The sequence below is a fragment of the Micromonospora sp. AKA38 genome (assembly GCF_027925725.1).
GTDB lineage: Bacteria > Actinomycetota > Actinomycetes > Mycobacteriales > Micromonosporaceae > Micromonospora.
The window spans coordinates 974118-993383 of sequence record NZ_BNEI01000005.1 but is presented as its reverse complement, the minus strand read 5'-3'; the positions used below and the strand labels follow the sequence as shown (position 1 = coordinate 993383).

At 72.5% G+C, this 19266-nt stretch carries 18 protein-coding genes; 8 read left to right on the top strand and 10 right to left on the bottom strand.

Annotation, left to right across the window (positions count from 1 at the left end; genetic code table 11):
• Positions 1 to 64: 64 nt before the first annotated feature.
• A complete protein-coding gene (locus TPA0908_RS21875; protein ID WP_281940741.1) occupies positions 65 to 562 on the bottom strand; it encodes a hypothetical protein in 498 nt (165 codons plus the stop codon).
• A gap of 56 nt (positions 563 to 618) precedes the next feature.
• Between TPA0908_RS21875 and TPA0908_RS21870 the strand changes: the two genes are divergently transcribed.
• Positions 619 to 1035 carry a hypothetical protein gene (locus TPA0908_RS21870; protein ID WP_281940739.1) on the top strand — a complete coding sequence of 139 codons (417 nt, stop codon included), beginning with the start codon at positions 619 to 621 and terminating at the stop codon, positions 1033 to 1035.
• A 4-nt stretch (positions 1036 to 1039) separates the two neighbouring features.
• Here TPA0908_RS21870 and TPA0908_RS21865 read toward each other — a convergent pair whose 3' ends face one another.
• Positions 1040 to 1219 (bottom strand): hypothetical protein, encoded by a 180-nt coding sequence (locus TPA0908_RS21865; RefSeq protein WP_281940737.1) that lies wholly within the window; start codon positions 1217 to 1219, stop codon positions 1040 to 1042.
• 261 nt (positions 1220 to 1480) lie between these two features.
• Here TPA0908_RS21865 and TPA0908_RS21860 point away from each other — a divergent pair, with 261 nt between their 5' ends.
• The 3 genes from TPA0908_RS21860 to TPA0908_RS21850 all read left to right on the top strand — a co-directional run bounded on the left by TPA0908_RS21860 (position 1481) and on the right by TPA0908_RS21850 (position 3530).
• Complete coding sequence (locus tag TPA0908_RS21860) at positions 1481 to 2140, top strand: HNH endonuclease family protein (protein WP_281940735.1); 660 nt, start codon at positions 1481 to 1483, stop codon at positions 2138 to 2140.
• Between the two features lie 140 nt (positions 2141 to 2280).
• A complete protein-coding gene (locus tag TPA0908_RS21855; RefSeq protein ID WP_281940733.1) occupies positions 2281 to 2616 on the top strand; it encodes a YnfA family protein in 336 nt (111 codons plus the stop codon).
• Positions 2617 to 2621: 5 nt separating this feature from the next.
• Positions 2622 to 3530, top strand: coding sequence for an alpha/beta hydrolase family protein (locus TPA0908_RS21850; protein ID WP_281940732.1), 909 nt, complete (start codon positions 2622 to 2624; stop codon positions 3528 to 3530).
• 65 nt (positions 3531 to 3595) lie between these two features.
• Here TPA0908_RS21850 and TPA0908_RS21845 read toward each other — a convergent pair whose 3' ends face one another.
• Both TPA0908_RS21845 and TPA0908_RS21840 read right to left on the bottom strand, forming a co-directional pair.
• On the bottom strand, positions 3596 to 4420 hold the full coding sequence (locus TPA0908_RS21845; protein WP_281940729.1) for an alpha/beta fold hydrolase: 825 nt from the start codon (positions 4418 to 4420) through the stop codon (positions 3596 to 3598).
• Positions 4421 to 4452: 32 nt separating this feature from the next.
• Positions 4453 to 5148 carry a DUF4097 family beta strand repeat-containing protein gene (locus tag TPA0908_RS21840; RefSeq protein WP_308447840.1) on the bottom strand — a complete coding sequence of 232 codons (696 nt, stop codon included), beginning with the start codon at positions 5146 to 5148 and terminating at the stop codon, positions 4453 to 4455.
• A gap of 203 nt (positions 5149 to 5351) precedes the next feature.
• On the opposite strand from TPA0908_RS21840, the gene TPA0908_RS21835 reads away from it, so the two are divergent.
• Positions 5352 to 6107 carry a helix-turn-helix domain-containing protein gene (locus TPA0908_RS21835; RefSeq protein ID WP_281940727.1) on the top strand — a complete coding sequence of 252 codons (756 nt, stop codon included), beginning with the start codon at positions 5352 to 5354 and terminating at the stop codon, positions 6105 to 6107.
• A 23-nt stretch (positions 6108 to 6130) separates the two neighbouring features.
• Here the strand turns inward: TPA0908_RS21835 and TPA0908_RS21830 are convergent, their stop codons facing one another.
• Positions 6131 to 7633, bottom strand: a complete 1503-nt coding sequence (locus TPA0908_RS21830) for an FAD-binding oxidoreductase (protein ID WP_281940725.1) — start codon at positions 7631 to 7633, stop codon at positions 6131 to 6133.
• Between the two features lie 487 nt (positions 7634 to 8120).
• Here TPA0908_RS21830 and TPA0908_RS21825 point away from each other — a divergent pair, with 487 nt between their 5' ends.
• The gene (locus TPA0908_RS21825) at positions 8121 to 9734 is read left to right on the top strand and encodes a cellulose binding domain-containing protein (RefSeq protein ID WP_281940724.1); all 1614 of its coding nucleotides are present in this window, start codon (positions 8121 to 8123) and stop codon (positions 9732 to 9734) included.
• 125 nt (positions 9735 to 9859) lie between these two features.
• On the opposite strand, the gene metH is transcribed toward TPA0908_RS21825, so the two are convergent.
• On the bottom strand, positions 9860 to 13363 hold the full coding sequence (gene metH / locus TPA0908_RS21820; RefSeq protein WP_374709254.1) for a methionine synthase: 3504 nt from the start codon (positions 13361 to 13363) through the stop codon (positions 9860 to 9862).
• Positions 13364 to 13615: 252 nt separating this feature from the next.
• Here metH and TPA0908_RS21815 point away from each other — a divergent pair, with 252 nt between their 5' ends.
• Complete coding sequence (locus TPA0908_RS21815) at positions 13616 to 14485, top strand: PAC2 family protein (RefSeq protein ID WP_030504102.1); 870 nt, start codon at positions 13616 to 13618, stop codon at positions 14483 to 14485.
• Between the two features lie 114 nt (positions 14486 to 14599).
• The gene (locus TPA0908_RS21810; RefSeq protein WP_281940721.1) at positions 14600 to 15391 is read left to right on the top strand and encodes a GntR family transcriptional regulator; all 792 of its coding nucleotides are present in this window, start codon (positions 14600 to 14602) and stop codon (positions 15389 to 15391) included.
• A gap of 69 nt (positions 15392 to 15460) precedes the next feature.
• Here the strand turns inward: TPA0908_RS21810 and mshC are convergent, their stop codons facing one another.
• The 4 genes from mshC to TPA0908_RS21790 form a co-directional block, all read right to left on the bottom strand.
• Positions 15461 to 16699, bottom strand: coding sequence for a cysteine--1-D-myo-inosityl 2-amino-2-deoxy-alpha-D-glucopyranoside ligase (gene mshC / locus TPA0908_RS21805; RefSeq protein WP_281940719.1), 1239 nt, complete (start codon positions 16697 to 16699; stop codon positions 15461 to 15463).
• A 67-nt stretch (positions 16700 to 16766) separates the two neighbouring features.
• The gene (locus TPA0908_RS21800) at positions 16767 to 17585 is read right to left on the bottom strand and encodes an SCO1664 family protein (protein WP_281940718.1); all 819 of its coding nucleotides are present in this window, start codon (positions 17583 to 17585) and stop codon (positions 16767 to 16769) included.
• Positions 17582 to 18172: a DUF3090 domain-containing protein gene (locus tag TPA0908_RS21795; protein WP_281940717.1), complete on the bottom strand. Its 591-nt coding sequence runs from the start codon at positions 18170 to 18172 to the stop codon at positions 17582 to 17584. Before TPA0908_RS21795 ends, TPA0908_RS21800 begins: the two co-directional genes overlap by 4 nt.
• Positions 18173 to 18268: 96 nt before the next feature.
• Positions 18269 to 18982, bottom strand: a complete 714-nt coding sequence (locus TPA0908_RS21790; RefSeq protein WP_281940716.1) for a histidine phosphatase family protein — start codon at positions 18980 to 18982, stop codon at positions 18269 to 18271.
• Between the last annotated feature and the right edge of the window lie 284 nt (positions 18983 to 19266).

Here is a 19266-nt window from a genome sequence, read left to right as displayed (position 1 = left end):
CCTGTGTTCCGCGCAGTACCCCGGTATCCACCGGCTCTCACGCATCGGCGGCGGCGAACGTTCATCAGGTGTCGACGGCGGTGATCAGCAGCAGCGCCGCGCCGGGGTCGAAGCGCACCTCGGCGGCGCCCGCGTCGTGGTCGGCGCTGCGGTGCCAGCGCACGCCGGCCGGCACGTACCCGGCGAGCGCCGGCCACACCTCGGTCGCCGCGCCGGTCACCGGCGTCCAGGTGTACGCGGCGGCGAGCGCGCGGGCGTCGGCCGGTGCCAGCCGCACCACCGCCTGGTAGCGCCGATCGGTCGGGCCGGGCGCGCGGGAGCAGGCGAAGCTCGGATAGTCGACCTGCCAGTGGATCTCCGGGTACGCGCCGATGCCCGGCACGTCGGCGTCGGTCCACCGCCGGTCGGTGCGGACCTTCGCCTCCTCGGCGGCGACCCGTGCCGCGCAGTCCCGCTCCTCGCCGTCACCGGTGCGGGCCAGCCAGGTCACGCCGCCGCAGGCGGTCAGCAGCGCGACGCCGAGCGCGGCGGCGAGCACGAGGAACCATGATCGTCGGGTCACGCCGGCAGGGTAGCCGCCGCCGGCCACCGTGGAGCGCCCCCGGTACAGTCCCGGCCGTGGATCCCGACGTGACGCTCGCCAGCGTCGTCTACTGGCGGCGCAGCCTCTGGAACGGCCGGCGGTGCGTGCCGGTGCTGATGACGCTCGACCAGGGCCGGCTGCGCGCCCGGGACCGGCACGGCGCGGAGGTGTTCGCGGCGCCCGTCGGCCAGGTGCGGGGGCGGTTGACCCGGCTGGGCACGCTGCTGCTGACCGTCGACGGCCGGCGGTACGACGTGGTCGGGCGGGGGTCGGACATCTCACCGTCGCCCAGCCCCGACCAGCGGCGCGGGCTGGACGAGTTCTGGGCGCACCGGACGCCGCCCTCCGGCGACGGGCCGGGCTTCCTCGACCTGGCGTTCAACGGGGCCGCGGCGTTCCACACCCGGTCCTGGCGGGACGCGCTGGCCCGCGCGGGCGCGGCGGTGCGCTGAGCGGCTAGTCCAGGCCGCGCATGATGTGCGGCTCGCCGTCGTCGTCGCCGAAGCAGCGGTGCAGGATCTGGGCGCGGGCCCACAGGTCCAGGCTGCTCGGCGGGCCGGCCGGCGTCGACCTGACCGGCGCGGCCAGGACCGGGCCCTGGTCGGGCGGCACCTTCGACGTCACCTCGTCGGCCATCTGGCGCCCCTTTCGTCGTACCCCAGGCTCGTCACCGGCCGTCTCGACCGCGTCAATCGGACGGCGCGGGCGTGGACGCGGCGCTGCCACCCCTTCTGCGAAGGTAGCCCGCCGGGCCGGCCGGCACAGTCGAATTCGTGTCGTCCTCGGGGCGCGGCGCCGATGGTCAGGCGATGTTCACCGAGATCGACCTGGACCATGACGTCCACATCTGTCTATATGGATGGGACACTCGCGCCAGTCCCGTACGGATGGAGTCCCATGTCCCGCAACCTGCGCGCCACGGCCATCAGCCTCGCCGCGATCCTGGCCGCCACCCTCGGCCTCGCCCGGCCCGCCCCCGCCGCCGGCTACTCCGCGTCGCTCACCACCGCGGTCGCCGGCCTGTCCGTCGCCACCGAGGTCCGCACCGGCTACAGCCGTGACCTGTTCCCGCACTGGATCGACGCCGACGGCGACGGCTGCCACACCCGCAACGAGGTGCTCTACGCCGAGGCCACCACGAAGCCCACGATCAGCGGCACCTGCACGCTCTCCGGCGGCCGGTGGTACTCCTACTACGACAACGCCACCTGGACGGCCACCGGAGACCTGGACATCGACCACATGGTCCCGCTCGCCGAGGCCTGGGACTCCGGCGCCCGGAACTGGTCCACCAGCCGCCGCCAGGCGTACGCGAACGACCTGGGGGACGCGCGCGCCCTGGCCGCGGTGACCGACAACGTCAACCAGGCCAAGGGCGACCAGGACCCGGCCACCTGGCTGCCGCCGTACGCCTCGGCCCGCTGCCGCTACGTCGGCGAGTGGGTGGCCGTCAAGATCCGCTGGCGGCTCACCGTGGACAGCGCGGAGAAGAGCGCGCTGACCAGTTGGGCGAACAACTGCCCGGCCGCCACCATCTCGGTCACCTACGCGTACTGACCGCCGTCGGCGCCCCGGGCCGGCAAAGGCCCGGGGCCGCTGGAATGACGGCCGGCGATGGCGGAGCACGAGGAGCTGACCACCGCCGGCCGCTGGCCGGCCGACCACCCCGGCAAGATCTCCACGGTACGGTCGGACGTATGACGGTCGCCCGCTCCATCCTGCTGTTCCTGGTCGCCGCGCTGGCCGAGATCGGCGGCGCCTGGCTGGTCTGGCAGGGCTGGCGGGAGAACCGTGGGCTGCTCTGGATCGCGGGCGGGATCATCGCGCTCGGCGTCTACGGCTTCGTGGCCACGTTCCAGCCCGACCCGAACTTCGGGCGCATCCTCGCCGCCTACGGCGGTGTCTTCGTCGCCGGGTCGCTGGCCTGGGGGATGCTCGTCGACAAGTTCCGGCCCGACCGCTACGACCTCGCCGGCGCGACCATCTGCCTGGTCGGCGTCGCGATCATCATGTACGCGCCGCGCGCGAGCTGACCGCGGTGCTGTTCCTTCCGGAGACCGAGGAGCTGTCGTTCCGCCACGGCGACGACGTGCTGGTCGGCGACCTGGTCCGGCCGCCCTGGCCGGGGCCGTACCCGGCGGTGGTCTTCGTCGAGGGCTCCGGGCCCGGCGGACGTGACCAGCGGGACTGGCAGACCCGGCTGGCCGCCGCCGGCTTCGCCAGCCTCGCCTACGACAAGCCCGGCTCCGGAACGTCCACCGGCGACTGGACCCGGCAGAGGCTGACCGACCGGGCCGGCGAGACCCTGGCCGGGGTGAACGCGCTGCGGAAGCGGCCGGACGTGCACGCGGACGCCGTCGCGTTGATCGGCGGCAGCCAGGGTGGATGGGTGGCGCCGCTCGCCGCGTCCCTCTCCCCTGCTGCCGTCGCCGCGGTGGTGAGCGTGTCAGGTCCCGGCGTCGGCGTGGTGGCGCAGGAGGAGTACCGGCTGCGTCGCCAACTCACCGCGACGGGCTTCACCGTCGACGACGCCCGTCAGGCGCTGGCGCTGTTGCACGAGCAGATCGATCGGGTCCGGGCCGGCGACGATCCGGCCGCTGTGCACGCCGCGCAGGCCCGATGGCACGAGGCGCCCTGGTACGCGTTGCTCGCCGGCACCTCGCCCGCGTCGATCGCCTTCCTCGCCGGCATCGCCGACCACGACCCGGAGCCGGCGCTCGCCGCCCTGCGCTGCCCGTTGCTGGCGGTCTTCGGCGCCGACGACGTGCAGGTCCCGGTCGGGGCCAGCGTGCGCGCCCTGGACCGGATCCTCGGCGACGCCGGGCACGCCGACCACACGATCGTGGTGTTCCCGGACGCCGACCACGGCATCCGGGTACGGGGCGCGCGGGCGCCCGGCTTCGACGAGCTGGTCGTGACCTGGCTCCAGCGCCGACTCCGCGCCTGACCGCTGATCGTGATGGTGGCGGCGACCGCCGTCCGACCCGCCGCCGCCACCATCACGGTCGCTCGTCACCGGTCGGTCGTCGCCGCGTCGTCGAGGGCGGCGACCTCGCGGACCGCCGCGACGATGGCGGGCGCGTCCTTCTTGAGCAATGCGCCGTGGTTGCTGGCGACCTTCGCGCTGACCCGGATGTGCGGGTTGCGGGCGGTCACCGCGTCGAGTCCGGCGCGGATCCGTTCCTGCTCGTCGCCGCGGCTGCCCAGCGACGTGCCCGACGCGACCACGTACCGCACCGGGACGGTGATCCGGTCGAGCACCGGGCCGAGTTCGCGTTCCCGGGACAGCCGGCCGAGCTCGATGTTGCTCTCGGCCTGCTGCGCGGCGGTCATCCGCGGCGTCAGGCCGGTGGGGCGCAGCAGCGGCGTGACCCAGCCCAGCCGCCTGAACAGCTTCCGGATCCGCTGTTCCATGGCCTCGTCGAGCCAGTCGTAGGGAAACGCGCCGTCGACCAGGACCGCGCCGATCGCGCGGTCGGGGTTGCGCTCGGCCCAGTGCGCGCCGACGACGGCACCGTAGGACCAGCCCACCAGCAGCGCCCGGTCCACGCCCCGGGCGGCGAGCACGGCGTCGACGTCGCGAACGGCGGCGTCGAAGGAGTAGTCCGCCGACCGCTTCGACCGGCCGCGCGCCCGTTCGTCGTAGGTGATGTGCCGCCACCCGTCGCCCAGGCCCGCGACGACCCGCCGCCAGTAGCCCTGGGTGGCGAACTGGCCGTTGAGGTAGAGCACGGGGAGGCCGGCGCCGCCGGTGTCGGTGACCGCCAGGGCGGTGTCGTCGACCGGCACCATGCCACTCCACGTCGAGCCGGTCGCGGGGGTGATGTTCGTCGTCATGTCTTCTCCTGCGGGGGTGGGGTCGGTCGGATTCAGAGGCTGCGGGCGGTGATGTCGCCGTGCGAGGTGGTGGCGCGGATGTCGAGCGCGGCGGCACCGTCGTTGCGCAGGGCGTTGCTGACGCGGCCGTGGTCGGTGCCGGCGTCCAGGGTGGCCGGGACGCCGCTGGCGGCGGCGACGGTGATGTCGCCGGAGCGGGTGCGGAGCACGAGCGTGCCGCGTAGCGCCTCGGCGATCCGGATGTCGCCCCGGGCGGTGCTGATCTCCGCGGCGCCGGTGAGCCGGCCGATCTCGACGTCGCCGTCGGTCGCGGTCAGGCGCACGCTGGCGGCCTCGTCGAGCTTGACCTGCCGGTACGCGCCGTCGACGGTGACGTCACCGAGGCGGCCGACGCCGCGTACCTCGACGGCGCCGGACCTGGCCTGGACGCGGGAGCCGGCAGGCAGCCGCACGGTGACCTCGACGGAGCCGGGGGCGCCGAGGATCCGGTTGGTGGGCTCGGGGACGTGGATCCGCAGGACGCCGTCGGCGTAGCTGACCACCGCCTGCTCGGCGGTCCGGGCGTCACGCCCCTTGGCGGCGTCGGCGGGTCGGACCTCGACCGTGGTGTCGGCGCGGTCCGCCGCGATGACCTGGATGCGACCGGCGGGGACGTCCAGGACGGCGGCGATCGGGGCGGGGGTGGCGAACGTCTGCATCGAGCTCTCCCAGGGGTTTCCGTTGCTCATTTCCAACACCGGAAACGCTACGTTGCTTTCTATTACACGGCAACAACCTCGTTGCATCCAAGCTGTATTTGTCCAGCTCAAGTGAGTGCAATCGTTGCAACGGACCTGGAATTAACGCAACACCGCAACCGACGTTCGTTGCAATAGGCTGGTGGTGAACGCTATGCTGCCCAGCGGACACGGCCGGACGGGAGGAGATCACGGTGCCGGGGGGCAGACTCACCCAGCAGGAACGCCAACGGATCGCGGCCGGGCTGGCCGAGAGCCTCGCCTACGCGGAGATCGCCCGACGCCTCGACCGGCCGACCTCCACGATCACCCGCGAGGTGATGCGCAACGGCGGCCCCACCGCCTACCGCGCCGAGCTGGCCCACCGCGCCACCGAACGTCGCGCCCGGCGGCGCACGACCGCCAGCTCCCGCGGGGCGGGGTCACTCCCCCAGCCGCGGGGGCGCGACGCCGAGGCCATGACCGAGTACGAGGAGACGCTGACCACCGTTCTCATGGCCTCGGGCCTGCCCACGATGGCGGCCCGGGTCCTGACCTGCCTGTTCACCAGCGACGAGGGCAGTCTCACCGCGGCCGACCTCACCCGGCACCTCCAGGTCAGCCCCGCCTCGGTCTCCAAGGCGATCACCTTCCTGGCGGGGCAGAGCCTGGTCCGGCGGGAACGCGACGACAGTCGCCGGGAGCGCTACGTCGTCGACGACGACCTCTTCTACCAGGCGACGATCGCCAGCGCACGGGCCAACGACCACCTCGTCGCCGTCGCCCGCCGGGGCGTCGCCCTGCTCGGACCCGACACCCCGGCCGCCGCCCGACTGGAGAACATCGCCCGCTTCCTCGACTTCATCAGCGAGAGCATCACCCGCGCCGCCGAACAGGCCCGCGACATCCTCCGCACCGCGCCCCGGGCCTCCGGGGAGGGCATGCCGGACGACGGGCCCGCACGCGGCTAGTGCGGTGTCCACACCGCACCAGCTCAGCACGACGCGGGCGGGATGCTCTGCTCGTACTGGAAGACGTTGTGCGGGTCGTACATCGCCTTGATCCTGCGGAGGCGCTCGACGTTCGGCCCCCAGTACGCGGTCTCCCACTCCTGCATGCCGATGTTCGGCACGTTGACGTAGGCGCCGTCGACGTAGGGGCGCAACGCCTGGCTGAACTCGGCGATCCACGCCTGGGCCGCCGGGGTGAGGGCGTCGCCGCTGTCCGGCACGCCCCGGGTCCCCCAGCCCGCGCCGGGCTCGGAGTAGAAGATCGCGTCGCGGTGCGGGAACGCCGAGCCGCCGACCGGCTGCTTCGCCTGCGCGCCGACACCGAACGCCTGGGTGAAGAAGTTGCTGGCATCGGTCGGCGCGACCGCCATGAAGGAGCGGATGGTCTCGATCGCCTCGGGCGGGAACGGCCGGCGGGTGAACTGGGAGAAGAACTTCCAGTTCGCGGGCTCGTCCTGGGTCGGAACCTGGAACCCGGCATAGATGTCGCCCCACCCGCCGATCTGCACCGTGACCTGCGGGACGCCGACCGACAGGACCGGCTCCAGCAGCCTCCGCACCTCCGCCTCGGTGCCCTCGACGAGCACGCCGAACAGCAGGATCTGCGACCTGTGGATCTCCAGCTGGGAGCCGAGGCGGACGTCGGTGAACGGCGCGGTGCGCTGCCACCGGTCGAAGACGCCCCGCAGGTCGTCGAGACCGGACCAGGTCGCCTGGAGGTAGGCGACGCCGCGCAGCGGGGCCACCCGGTAGGTCAGCGAGGTGACGATGCCGAAGTTGCCGTTACCCGCCCCGCGCAACGCCCAGAGCAGGTCCCGGCGGTTCCGCAGATCCACCTCGATCGCCTTCGCGCCGTTCGCCCCGGACGCGACGACGATCTCCGCCCCGATCAGGTTGTCGCAGGCCATGCCGAGCCAGCGGGTCAGGAAGCCGAAACCCCCGCCCAGGGTCGCCCCGGACAGGCCCACGCTGCCCTCCGTACCGGTCGTCACCGCGAGGCCCCGCTGGGCGAGCGCGGTGACCGCCTCCAACTGGTTGAGCCCGGCGCCGACGCGCGCGGTGAGCGTGGCCGGGTTGATGTCGGCAGACTTCAGCTCACTGACGTCGATCACGATGCCGTTGTCCACGTTCGACCAGCCCTCAAGGCTGTGCCGGCCGCTGCGTACCCGCAGCGCGACGTTGTTCTGCCGCGACCAGGCGAGCGCGTTCACCACGTCCTGGGTGTTCTGCGCGAACACGATGACCAGCGGGTTGCGGACGAACAGCTCGTCCCAGCCGAGGCTCGCGGTCGGATAGTCGGGGTCGCCGAACCGCACGATGCGGCCGGTCAGCTGCGCCGGCGGGCACTCGGCCCAGACGGGCGCCCCGGAGCCGTCGGTGCCGGTGACCGCCTGGGCGGGCCCGCCGAGCACGGCCGGTGCGACGACCGCCCCGGCGCCGACGGCGGCGGTGGCCTGGAGCAACGTGCGTCGCGAAATGTCGGGCATGGTCGTCGCCTTTCGGACGGGCCGACGGGCTTCGGGCCCTTGCCGGCATGCGACCTCACGTTAAGACCGGACACTTCTTCACATAGCCGGAAGAGAGCACCAAAACACGTCCGGGTGACCATCCCGGTCAGGGATCGAGGGCCGCGCGCCCCGGCCAGGCAGTCCAGTCGTGACCGGAATCGAAACGGGCGTCTGTTCACCTGCACAGTGACCCGCCGTGCGCTTGACCCGCATTGGGCCGGAATCTAAACTAACGACCCGTTAACGCTAACAGCGACGTCAGTCGATGAGGGCCGACGGGTCATTGACGCCGGGGTCAAGGGCAGTCCCCAGGGCGACGCTGGAGGGGCGGTGCCGACCCGGTCCGGACAGGACCGGTGCACGCGCGTATCACCACCAGCCAGGAGGGCGCACAATGACGCACGACCAGAACAGGCCGGTCAACGGCGAGCGGCGAATGCTGAGCCGGAGAGCCGTCCTGATAACCATGGGGGCCGTACCGGTCTCGGCAGCGGCGACCACGCTGCTGGGAGCCACCGGAGCCTCGGCCGCGCCGGCGACCATCAACCTGTCGGCGCAGCGGCAGACGATCAAGGGTTACGGCGCCATGGCCCACGCGGCCTGGATCGGCGACCTGACGGCCGCCCAGCGGGAAACGGCGTTCGGCACCGGCGAGGGTCGGCTGGGCTTCTCCATTCTGCGGATTCCGGTCGGCGAGAGCTCGGCTGACTTCGGCCGTGACCTCGCGACGGCGAAGCGCGCAGCCGAACTCGGGGTGACCGTCTTCGCCTCGCCGTGGAACCCGCCCGCCAGCATGATCGAGACCTTCACCCGCGGCAGCCAGACCAACGCGAAGCGGCTCCGCTACAGCTCGTACGCCGCCTATGCGCAGCACCTCAACGACTTCACCACGTACATGCGCAACAACGGGGTGCCCCTGTACAGCATCTCCGTGCAGAACGAGCCAGACTACGCACACGACTGGACGTGGTGGACCTCCGCCGAGATGGTCAAGTTCTTGCGGGAGAACGCCGGCTCGATCAGCACTCGGGTCATGGCACCCGAATCGTTCCAGTACATCAAGTCCATGTCCGACCCGATTCTCAACGACCCCACGGCGCTGGCCAACGTTGACATCATCGGGGCCCACCTCTACGGGACGTCGTACTCGAACTTCCCGTACCCCCTCTTCAAGCAGAAGGGTGCGGGCAAAGAGCTGTGGATGACCGAGGTCTACTACCCGAACAGCAACACCAACTCGGGCGACGCCTGGCCCGAGGCGCTCGATGTGGGCGAGCACATCCACCGCGCCATGGTGGACGCCGAGTTCCAGGCGTACGTCTGGTGGTATCTGCGGCGCAGCTACGGCCCCATGCGGGAGGACGGCCAGGTCAGCAAGCGTGGCGCGATGATGGCGCACTTCGCCCGGTTCGTCCGGCCCGGGTACACCCGGATCGACGCGACGGCGAACCCGGCATCGAACGTCTACGTCTCGGCGTACCGGGGCGGCAACACCGTCGTCATCGTCGCCGTCAACAAGAACACCTCCTCGGTGAGCCAGCAGTTCACCCTGTCGGGCACCACCGCTACCGGCAGCGTCTCGAACTGGCTGACCGACGCGAGCCGGACCGTCGCACCCCAGGGCGCGCTCACCATGTCGAACGGCTCCCTCACCGTCACACTGCCCGCCCGGAGCATCACGACCTTCGTGACCAGCGTGAACGGCACGCCGCCCCCCAGCCCGACCCCCACGCCCACCGTCACCCCGACCCCGGGTGGGGGTACCGGTCCCCGGGTCGCCTACACGATGAACTCCTGGGGCTCCGGCTTCACGGCCAGCATCGACATCACCAACACCGGCACCTCGGCGATCAACGGATGGACGTTGGCCTTCAACCTGCCCTCGGGCCAGTCGATCACCTCGGGCTGGGGTGCCACCTATTCGCCGTCCAGCGGCCAGGTGAGCGCCCGCAACGTCGACTACAACGCCGCGATCGCCCCCGGGGCCACCATCAACATCGGCTTCCAGGCCAACACCAGCGGCAACACCACTGAGCCGACCGCCTTCACCCTCAACGGCATCGCCTGCACGGTCGTCTGACCGTTACGGCGCAGGGCCACCCCACCCCTGAAGATTGACCAGAACCGGGTGTGGCCCCTCCGGCGACGGAGGGGCCACACCCTTCTCCGGCGAGGCGGAGTGGATCAAGGACAAGGGCGCGAACCCTATTTGGCGTTGAAGTAGTTCGCCTCCGGGTGGTGCACCACGATCGCGTCGGTGGCCTGCTCCGGCACGAGCTGGAACTCCTCCGACAACTGCACGCCGATCCGCCCCGCGCCGAGCAACTGCACCACCTTCGCCCGGTCCTCCAGGTCCGGGCAGGCCGGATAGCCGAACGCGTACCGGCAGCCGCGGTAGTCGTTGCGCAGCAGGCCGGCCAGGTCGGCCGGGTCGTCGTCGGCGACCGTGCCGCCGCCCGGCAGCACCAGCTCCGACCGGACCCGCCGGTGCCAGTATTCCGCCAGCGCCTCGGTGAGCTGCACCGACAGGCCGTGCACCTCCAGGTAGTCGCGGTACTCGTTGGCGGCGAACATCTTCGCCGTGTACTCGCTGATCGGCTGCCCCACGGTGACCAACTGCAACGCCACCACGTCCAACTGGTCGCCCTTCGGGCGGAAGAAGTCCGCCAGGCACAACCGACGCTCCTGCCGCTGCCGGGGGAAGGAGAACCGGGCCCGCTCGCTGTGCCCGTTCTCGTCCAGCACCACCAGGTCGTTGCCCTCGGAGTACGCCGGGAAGTAGCCGTACACCACGGCCGCCTCCAACACCTGGTCGGCGATCAGCCGATCCAGCCAGTAGCGCAAGCGGGGCCGACCCTCGGTCTCCACCAGCTCCTCGTACGTCGGGCCCGTGCCGCCCCGGGCGCCGCGCAGCCCCCACTGCCCCAGGAACGTGGCCCGCTCGTCGAGCAGCGCCGCGTAGTCGGCCAGCGGCACACCCTTGACCACCCGGGTGCCGAGGAACGGCGGCGTGGGCACCGCCACCTGCACCGCCACGTCCGAGCGCACCGAGGCGTCGTCCAGCTCGGGCAGCGCCTCGCGCACCTGCGCGCGCTGCCGCTCCCGGCGCTCCCGGCGGGCCGCCAGCGCGGCCTCCCGCTCCGGGTCCACCACCGGCGCGCCGCCCCGCTTGGCCGTCATCACCCGGTCCATCAGCGACAGACCCTCGAACGCGTCCCGGGCGTAGTGCACCTGCCCCGGGTAGATCGACCGCAGGTCGTCCTCGACGTACGCCCGGGTCAGCGCCGCCCCGCCGAGCAGCACCGGCCAACGCTCGGCGACGCCGCGCGACGCCATCTCGGCCAGGTTCTCCTTCATGATGACCGTGCTCTTGACCAGCAGCCCGGACATGCCGATGGCGTCGGCCCGGTGCTCCTCGGCCGCGTCGAGGATCGCGTTGATCGGCTGCTTGATGCCGATGTTGACCACGTCGTAGCCGTTGTTGGACAGGATGATGTCGACCAGGTTCTTGCCGATGTCGTGCACGTCGCCCTTCACCGTGGCGAGCACGATCCGGCCCTTGCCGTCGTCGTCGGCCTTCTCCATGTGCGGCTCCAGGTAGGCCACCGCGGTCTTCATCACCTCGGCGGACTGGAGCACGAACGGCAACTGCATCTGGCCCGAGCCGAACAGCTCGCCGACCACCTTCATGCCGTCCAGCAGCAGGTCGTTGATGATGGACAGCGGCGTGCGACCCTCGGCCATCGCGGTGTCCAGGTCGGCCTCCAGGCCGTTGCGCTCGCCGTCGATGATCCGCCGCTTGAGCCGCTCCTCCAACGGCAGCGCGGCCAACTCCTCGGCCCGGGTGGCGCGCGCCGACGCGGCGTCGACGCCCTCGAACACCTCGATGAACCGCTGCACCGGGTCGTAACCCTCGCGCCGGCGGTCGTAGACCAGGTCCAGCGCCACCTCGCGCTGCTCGTCCGGGATCCGCGACATCGGCAGGATCTTGCTGGCGTGCACGATGGCCGAACTCAGACCGGCCTGGACGCACTCGTGCAGGAACACCGAGTTGAGCACCTGCCGGGCCGCCGGGTTGAGCCCGAACGAGACGTTCGAGATGCCGGCGGTGAAGTTCACCCCCGGATAGCGGGCGACGATCTCCCGGATCGCCTCGATCGTCTCGATGCCGTCACGGCGCGTCTCCTCCTGCCCGGTGGCGATCGGGAACGTCAGCGCGTCGATGAGGATGTCCTCCCGGCGCATCCCCCAGCGGCCGGTCAGGTCGTCGATCAGCCGGCTGGCCACCCGGACCTTCCACTCCCGGGTACGCGCCTGGCCCTCCTCGTCGATGAGCAGCGCCACCACGGCGGCGCCGTGCTCCCGCACCACCGGCATGACCCGCGCGTAGCGGGAGTCGGGGCCGTCGCCGTCCTCGAAGTTGACGGAGTTGACCACACACCGGCCGCCGAGCATCTCCAGCCCGGCCTCGATCACCGCCGGCTCGGTGGAGTCCAGCACGATCGGCAGCGTGGACGCGGTGGCGAACCGGCCGGCCAGCTCCCGCATGTCCTGCGTGCCGTCCCGGCCGACGTAGTCGACGCAGAGGTCGAGCAGGTGGGAACCGTCGCGGGCCTGGTTGCGGGCGATCTCCACACAGGCCTGCCAGTCGGCGGCGAGCATCGCCTCGCGGAACGCCTTCGAGCCGTTGGCGTTGGTCCGCTCCCCCACCATCAGGACGCTGGCGTCCTGCGCGAACGGCACGTGGTGGTAGATCGAGGAGACGCCCGCCTCCGGCTCCGGCGCCCGGGCCGAGGGGCGCCGCCCGCCGAGCCGCTCCACCAGCACCCGGATGTGCTCCGGCGTGGTGCCGCAGCAACCGCCGATCAGGCCCACGCCGTAGTCGTCGACGAACTGCTCCAGCGCGTCGGCCATCTCCTCCGGGCCGAGCGGGAAGTACGCCCCGTCGGCGGTCAGCACCGGCAGTCCGGCGTTCGGCATCACGGACACCGGGATGCGTGAGTGCCGGGACAGGTAGCGAAGGTGCTCGCCCATCTCGGCCGGGCCGGTGGAGCAGTTGAGGCCGATCAGGTCGACGCCGAGCGGCTCGATCGCGGTCAGCGCCGCGCCGATCTCGCTGCCCAGCAGCATGGTGCCGGTGGTCTCCACGGCCACCTGGCAGATGATCGGCACGTCCCGGCCGGCCGCGTCGCGGGCCCGCTTCGAGCCGACCACCGCGGCCTTGACCTGGAGCAGGTCCTGACAGGTCTCGATGATCAACGCGTCGGCCCCGCCGGCGATCAGACCGGCGGCGTTCTCCTGGTACGCGTCGCGCAGCGAGGCGTAGCTGGCGTGCCCCAGCGTGGGCAGCTTGGTGCCGGGGCCCATCGAGCCGAGCACGAACCGGGGCCGCTCCGGCGTGGTGTACGCGTCGGCGGCCTCACGGGCGATCCGCGCGGCGGCCTCGGACAGCTCCCGGATGCGCTCGGCGATGCCGTACTCGGCGAGGTTCGGCAGGTTCGCGCCGAACGTGTTGGTCTCCACGCAGTCCGCGCCGGCCGCCAGGTACGCCTCGTGCACGCCGCGGACCACGTCCGGCCGGGTGACGTTAAGGATCTCGTTGCAGCCCTCGAGGCCGTCGAAGTCGTCGATGGTGAGGTCGGCGGCCTGGAGCATCGTCCCCATGGCCCCGTCGGCGATGAGGATCCGGTCCGCCAGCAGGTCGCGCAACGAAGTAGCCACCCGGTCAGGTTAGTGCGCCGAGCGACGCCACGGTCACTCCCATCACGCCATCCCACATAATGTCGGCCGGATCACCGCGTACCTTTCATCCGGTTCGGCCGGGTGGTCCGGCCGAGTGACCGGCGCGGCCGACGGGCCGGCTCCAGCGGCGACACGTAGGCTGGCGGACGTGAAGGACATCAGGGACGCGACCGTGCGACGGGGCGGCACCGCTCCCGACGAGCAGGGTGAGGTGACGGCGTGACCGAGTTCGACGGGCTGCCGGTACTCCGCTCACCGGTCGCGATCGCGGCCTTCGAGGGCTGGAACGACGCCGCGGACGCCTCCACCGCCGCCGTGGAGCACCTCGAACAGGTCTGGCAGGCCCGGCAGGTGACCGAGTTGGACCCGGAGGACTTCTACGACTTCCAGGTGAGCCGGCCGACCATCACCATGGCCGACGGGGAGACCCGCCGGGTCGAGTGGCCCACCACCCGGTTCATGGTGGCCAGCCCGGAGGGCACCGAGCGGGACGTGGTGCTGATCCGCGGCATCGAGCCGAGCATGCGCTGGCGCACGTTCTGCGAGCAGGTGCTGGAGATCTGCCACAGCCTGGAGGTCGAGCGGGTGGTGCTGCTCGGCGCGTTGCTGGCCGACGTGCCGTACACCCGGCCGCTGCCGATCAGCGGCAGCGCGTCCGACGCCGACGCGGCCAAGCGCTACCAGCTCACTCCCACCCGCTACGACGGGCCGACCGGCATCGTCGGGGTGTTGCACGACGCGTGCACCCGCGCCGAGGTCGACGCGGTGTCGTTCTGGGTGCACGTGCCGCACTACGCCAACAACCCGCCCTGCCCGAAGGCGACGCTGGCGCTGCTGCACCGCGTCGAGGAGGTGCTCGACCTGCCGGTGCCGATGGCCGACCTGGCCGAGGAGGCGGCCGAGTGGGAGCAGCGGGTGCGCAGCGCCGCCGAGCAGGACGCCGAGCTCGGTGAGTACGTCCGCGAGCTGGAGGAACGCGTCGGCGACGCGGGCATCACGCCGTTGACCGGGGACGAGATCGCGCAGGAGTTCGAGAAGTACCTGCGCCGTCGGGGCGGTTCCGCCGGGCCCACCGCGGGTTCCTGGTAGCTGGTTCGTTCGAAGGCCGGGTCCCCCGTGGGCCCGGCCTTCTCGCGTGTTCGGGGTGGCGGCGTCACGTCCGCTAGGGCATCCTAGGAACCTAGCTGTTCTGAGGAGGCGGACATGCAGATCAACCCCGGCGCGGCCGAGTTCCCGCACCGGCAGATCGCCGCGCAGCTCAAGGACCGGGTGCGCCGCGGCGACTGGGCGCCGGGCGAGCGGCTGCCGTCCATCCCGGCCATCGCCGAGCTGTTCGGCGTGGCCAAGCAGACCGTCCAGCGCGCCGTCGACCAGCTCCGGGTCGAGGGCATCCTGATCACCAAACCAGGCTCCGGCACGTACGTCCGGGGCACCCGCCGCCGGCTCAACCGCCTGGCCCGGGGCCGGTACGGCGGCTTCCGCGGCTACCACACCGACCTGGCCGCCCGGTACCGCCAGCAGCTCGTCTCCGTCGGTCGCGCCGCCGCCCCGCCGGAGGTCGCCGACGCGTTCGGCGTCGCCGACGGCACCGAGCTGCTCTGCCGGCGGCACCTGGTCCGCACCGAGGACTCCCCGGTCGAGGTCGGCGCGTCCTGGTTCCTGCCCGCCGACACCGCCGGCAGCTCACTGGAACGGGCCGAGGCGTTCGGTCGGCCGCTCTACCAGGAGGCCGAAGAGGCCACCGGCCGCCGCTACGTCACCGCGACGGACACCATCAGCGCCCGCCAGCCCAGCCGGGAGGAGGCGGAGATCCTCCAGATCCGCCCGGACACGCCGGTGCTGCACCTGCTGCACGTCGCGTACGACGAGCGGCGCAAACCGATCGAGGTCGCCCAGGCCACCTGGCCGGGCCCGATGACCACGCTCACCGAGGAGTACAAGATCCCCGCCCCGGCCCCCGACCCCAGCCCCGACCCGGGTCTCGTCCTCGGCTGATCCGCCCCGCCGGTGAGGTGGTGAGAAGGGGCCCCCTCTCTACCGGAGGCGTTAACCGGGGGCCCTTCCTTACACGCGGATGCCGAGGAGGGCGTCGAGCGCGTCGGCGAACAGGGCGGGGGCGGACGGATCGTCGGCGGCGCCGGCCAGCGTCTGGGTGGCCCAGGCGTCGGCCGCGGCCAGCGCGCCCGGTGTGTCGAGGTCGTCGGCGAGGCGCTCGCGTACCCCGGCCAGGGAAGCCTCGCCCGACGGGCCGGACGGCGCGGCGGCGGCCCGCCGCCAGCGGTCCAGCCGCTCGTGCGCCTCGACGAGCAGCTCGTCGGTCCAGGACCGGTCGGTGCGGTAGTGCCCGGCGAGCAGGGCCAGCCGCACCGCCATCGGGTCGACCCGGTCGGCGCGCAGCCGGGACACGAAGACCAGGTTGCCCTTGGACTTCGACATCTTCTCGCCGTCCAGGCCGATCATGCCGGCGTGCACGTAGTGGTCGGCGAACGGCGCCGCGCCGGTCAGCCGCTCGGCGTGCGCCGCGGAGCACTCGTGGTGCGGGAAGATCAGGTCGTTGCCGCCGCCCTGCACGGAGATCCGGTCGCCGAGCAGGTTCAGCGCGATGACGGCGCACTCGATGTGCCAGCCGGGACGGCCGGGGCCGAGGTCGCCACCGGGCCAGGACGGCTCGCCCTCGCGGGCGCCGCGCCACAGCAGCGGGTCGAGCGGGTCCCGCTTGCCGGCGCGGTCCGGGTCGCCGCCACGCTCCGGGAAGATCTCCCGCATCTGCGCCCGGGACAGGTTGGACTCGTAGCCGAACGTGCCGGTGGCGGAGATGTCGAAGTAGACGTCGCCGGTGCCGTCGTCGAGCCGGTAGGCCGCGCCGTCCTTGAGCAGCACGAGCACCCGGTCGGCGATGTCCGGGATCGACTCGACCGCGCCGACGTAGTGCGCCGGCGGGATGATGCGCAGCGACTCCATGTCCTCGCGGAACAGCGCCGTCTCCCGCATGGCCAGGACCTTCCAGTCCTCGCCGTCGCGCTCGGCGCGCTCCAGCAGCGGGTCGTCGATGTCGGTGACGTTCTGCACGTACCGCACGGTCAGGCCGGCGTCGCGCCACATCCGCTGCACCAGATCGAACGTGATCATGGTGGCGGCGTGCCCGAGGTGGGTGGCGTCGTACGGGGTGATGCCGCAGACGTACAGGGTGGCGACGCCGTCCGGCCGGGAGGGGTGGACGCCCTGCCGCGCCGAGTCGTACAACCTCAGCGGCACGCCTTCACCGGGCAGCCGTGGCACCTCGTGTCCCGTCCAAGACTCCATGACCGCCAGCCTAACGATCCGTCAGGCGCTCGGGTGCCGCCCCTCGGGTGATCAACGCGACACCGGTTCACATCGGCGGCCAGGGCATGGCCGGCCACTCCTCCCGCGGCAGCGGGAACCGGCCGTCGGCCCGCAGGCGCTCCACCCGGGCCGCGACCGCCGCGACCTCGCCGAGCGTGAGGTGCTCGGCCAGCTCCTCGCCGAGCGCGCCGTCGAGCCGGCCGGCCAGCGCGTCGAGCATCTCCACCGCGTCCGGTGGGAGCAGGCGACCCGCCCAGCCCCAGAGCACCGTGCGCAGCTTCTCCTCGACGTGGAAGCTGACGCCGTGGTCCACGCCGTAGATGCGGTCGTCGGCGCCGACGAGCACGTGCCCGCCCTTGCGGTCGGCGTTGTTGATCACCGCGTCGAGCACGGCCAGCCGGGCCAGCCGCGGGTCGTCGGCGTGCGCCAGCGCGTACGCCGCCCCGTCGTCGTCCCGGGCCGCGGCGATCGGGAACCAACGCGGCGGCACCGACTCGGCCGGGACGAAGCCGACAAGCGGCTCGGCGTCCGCCGGCTCGTCGATCCAGAGCTGACAGGAGCCGGGGCCGAACGGGCCGTCGCGCAGCACGGTCGGCGGCACCAGGTCCCACCCGGTGGCGCGGGAGACCAGGTAGGCGGCCACCTCCCGGCCGGCGAGCGTACCGTCCGGGAAGTCCCAGAGCGGGCGCTCGCCGCGGACCGGCTTGTAGACACAGTGCGCGGTGGTCTCGCCGAGCGCGACCGCGCCGCGCAGCGTGGCGTTGGAGGCGTCGACCAGCCGCCCCTCCAGGGTCAGCTCGCCGTCGGCCAGCAGCCGCAGCGCCTGCGCGGCGTCCTGTCGGGGTTGCAGTTCCGACGAGGTCACCGGTGATAGCCGTTGTGCCGGGGGCAGAGGTGACCGGCCGGGTCGAGCGGCTGGCCGCAGAGCGGGCAGGGCGGCCGGCCGGCGTTGACCACCCGCTTGGCGCGCTCGATGAACTCGCGGGTCGCCTCGGGGGTCAGCCGCACCCGGAGCCGGTCGAGGTCGTCGTCGGGCTCGTCCGGCTCCTCGTCGATCTCGACCTCGTCGGTCTCCGCGTCGCCCAGCTCGACCTCGGTCTCCGCCTCGCCCACGGCGATCGCCTCGATCACCACGGTGGCGGTGTCCACGTCGAACGCCAGGCCGAGCGTGCCGACCCGGAACTCCTCGTCGACCGGGGTGTCGAGCGGTTCGTTGTCGCCCAGCACCACCGGAGCGGCCTCCGGCAGCTTCACCCCGAACCGGCGTTGCGCCTCGGAGAGCAGCTCCTCCAGCTTCTCGGCGAGCAGCGACACCTGGACCTTCTCCAGCGCGACGCTGACCAGCCGGCCGCCGCCACGCGCCTGGAGGAAGAAGGTGCGCTCCCCAGGCGGGCCGACCGTTCCGGCGACGAACCGCTCCGGCGGCTCGAACGCGTGCACCTGGTGCGTCATACCCACGACCCTATCCGGAGCGCGGAAGCACCGCGCAGCCCACCGACGCCGAATCCGCCCAGAGCGCAACACGCCGGGCCGCCGCGGCCGGCCGGCTCACCGCGCCGCCCCCGCGCCGCCGCCCACCGCCGCGTCCGACTCGGTCGCCCGCACCGCCCGCCGGCGCCGCTTGCGCGGCGGCGGGACCAGCGTCGACAGGTCGCCGCCGGTGTCGTTGAGCCGTACCAGGAACGGCCGCAGCGGCGTGTAGCGGATCGCCGTGACCGACGCCGGGTCGGCCACGATCCGTTGGAAGAGATCCAGGTGTACGCCGAGCGCGTCGGCCACGATCGCCTTGATCACGTCGCCGTGGCTGCACGCCAGCCAGACCGCCTCGGGCCCGTGCTCCGCCGTGACGCGCGCGTCCCACGCCCGCACCGCCGCGACCGCCCGCGCGGACATCGCCGCCATCGACTCGCCCTCCGGGAAGGCGGCGGCGCTGGGGTGCTGCTGCACCACCGGCCAGAGCGGCTCCTTCGCCAGCTTCTTCAGGGCCTGCCCCTCCCAGGCGCCGTAGCCGCACTCGATCAGGCCCTCCTCGACCACCGGCTCGACGCCGGGCAACGCCAGGTCGAGGGTCTGCCGGCAGCGGATCAGCGGGCTGCTCACCACCGCCGCGAGCGGCAACCCGGCGAGGCGCCCGCCGACGGCCGCGGCCTGGGCCCGGCCGGTGTCGTCCAGCTCGACCGGTTGCCGGCCGGCCAGGCCGCCGTCGGCGTTCGCGGTCGTCCGGCCGTGTCGCAAGAGCAGAAGGGTCGCCACGCTGACCACCCTAGGCCGTGCCCACCCCCGACAGCGGACCCGCCACCGCGCACCCCCCACCCGACGTCGCCGCTGCGGTGATCATGAGGTTGACGGTGACGAAACGGACACCGCACGCCGCCAACCCCATGGTCACCGGGGCGGACGGGCCGTTTGGGGTGGGTGTCCGATTCGGGGGTGGTGGGTGACACCCGCCGGGCGGAATCGGCGGGGGGTGGGCGGCGTTGTAACCGGGTGAACGGCCGCGCAGCTATCCCGCCCCCGGGCAGACCCCGGGAATGACGGTGGGGCGC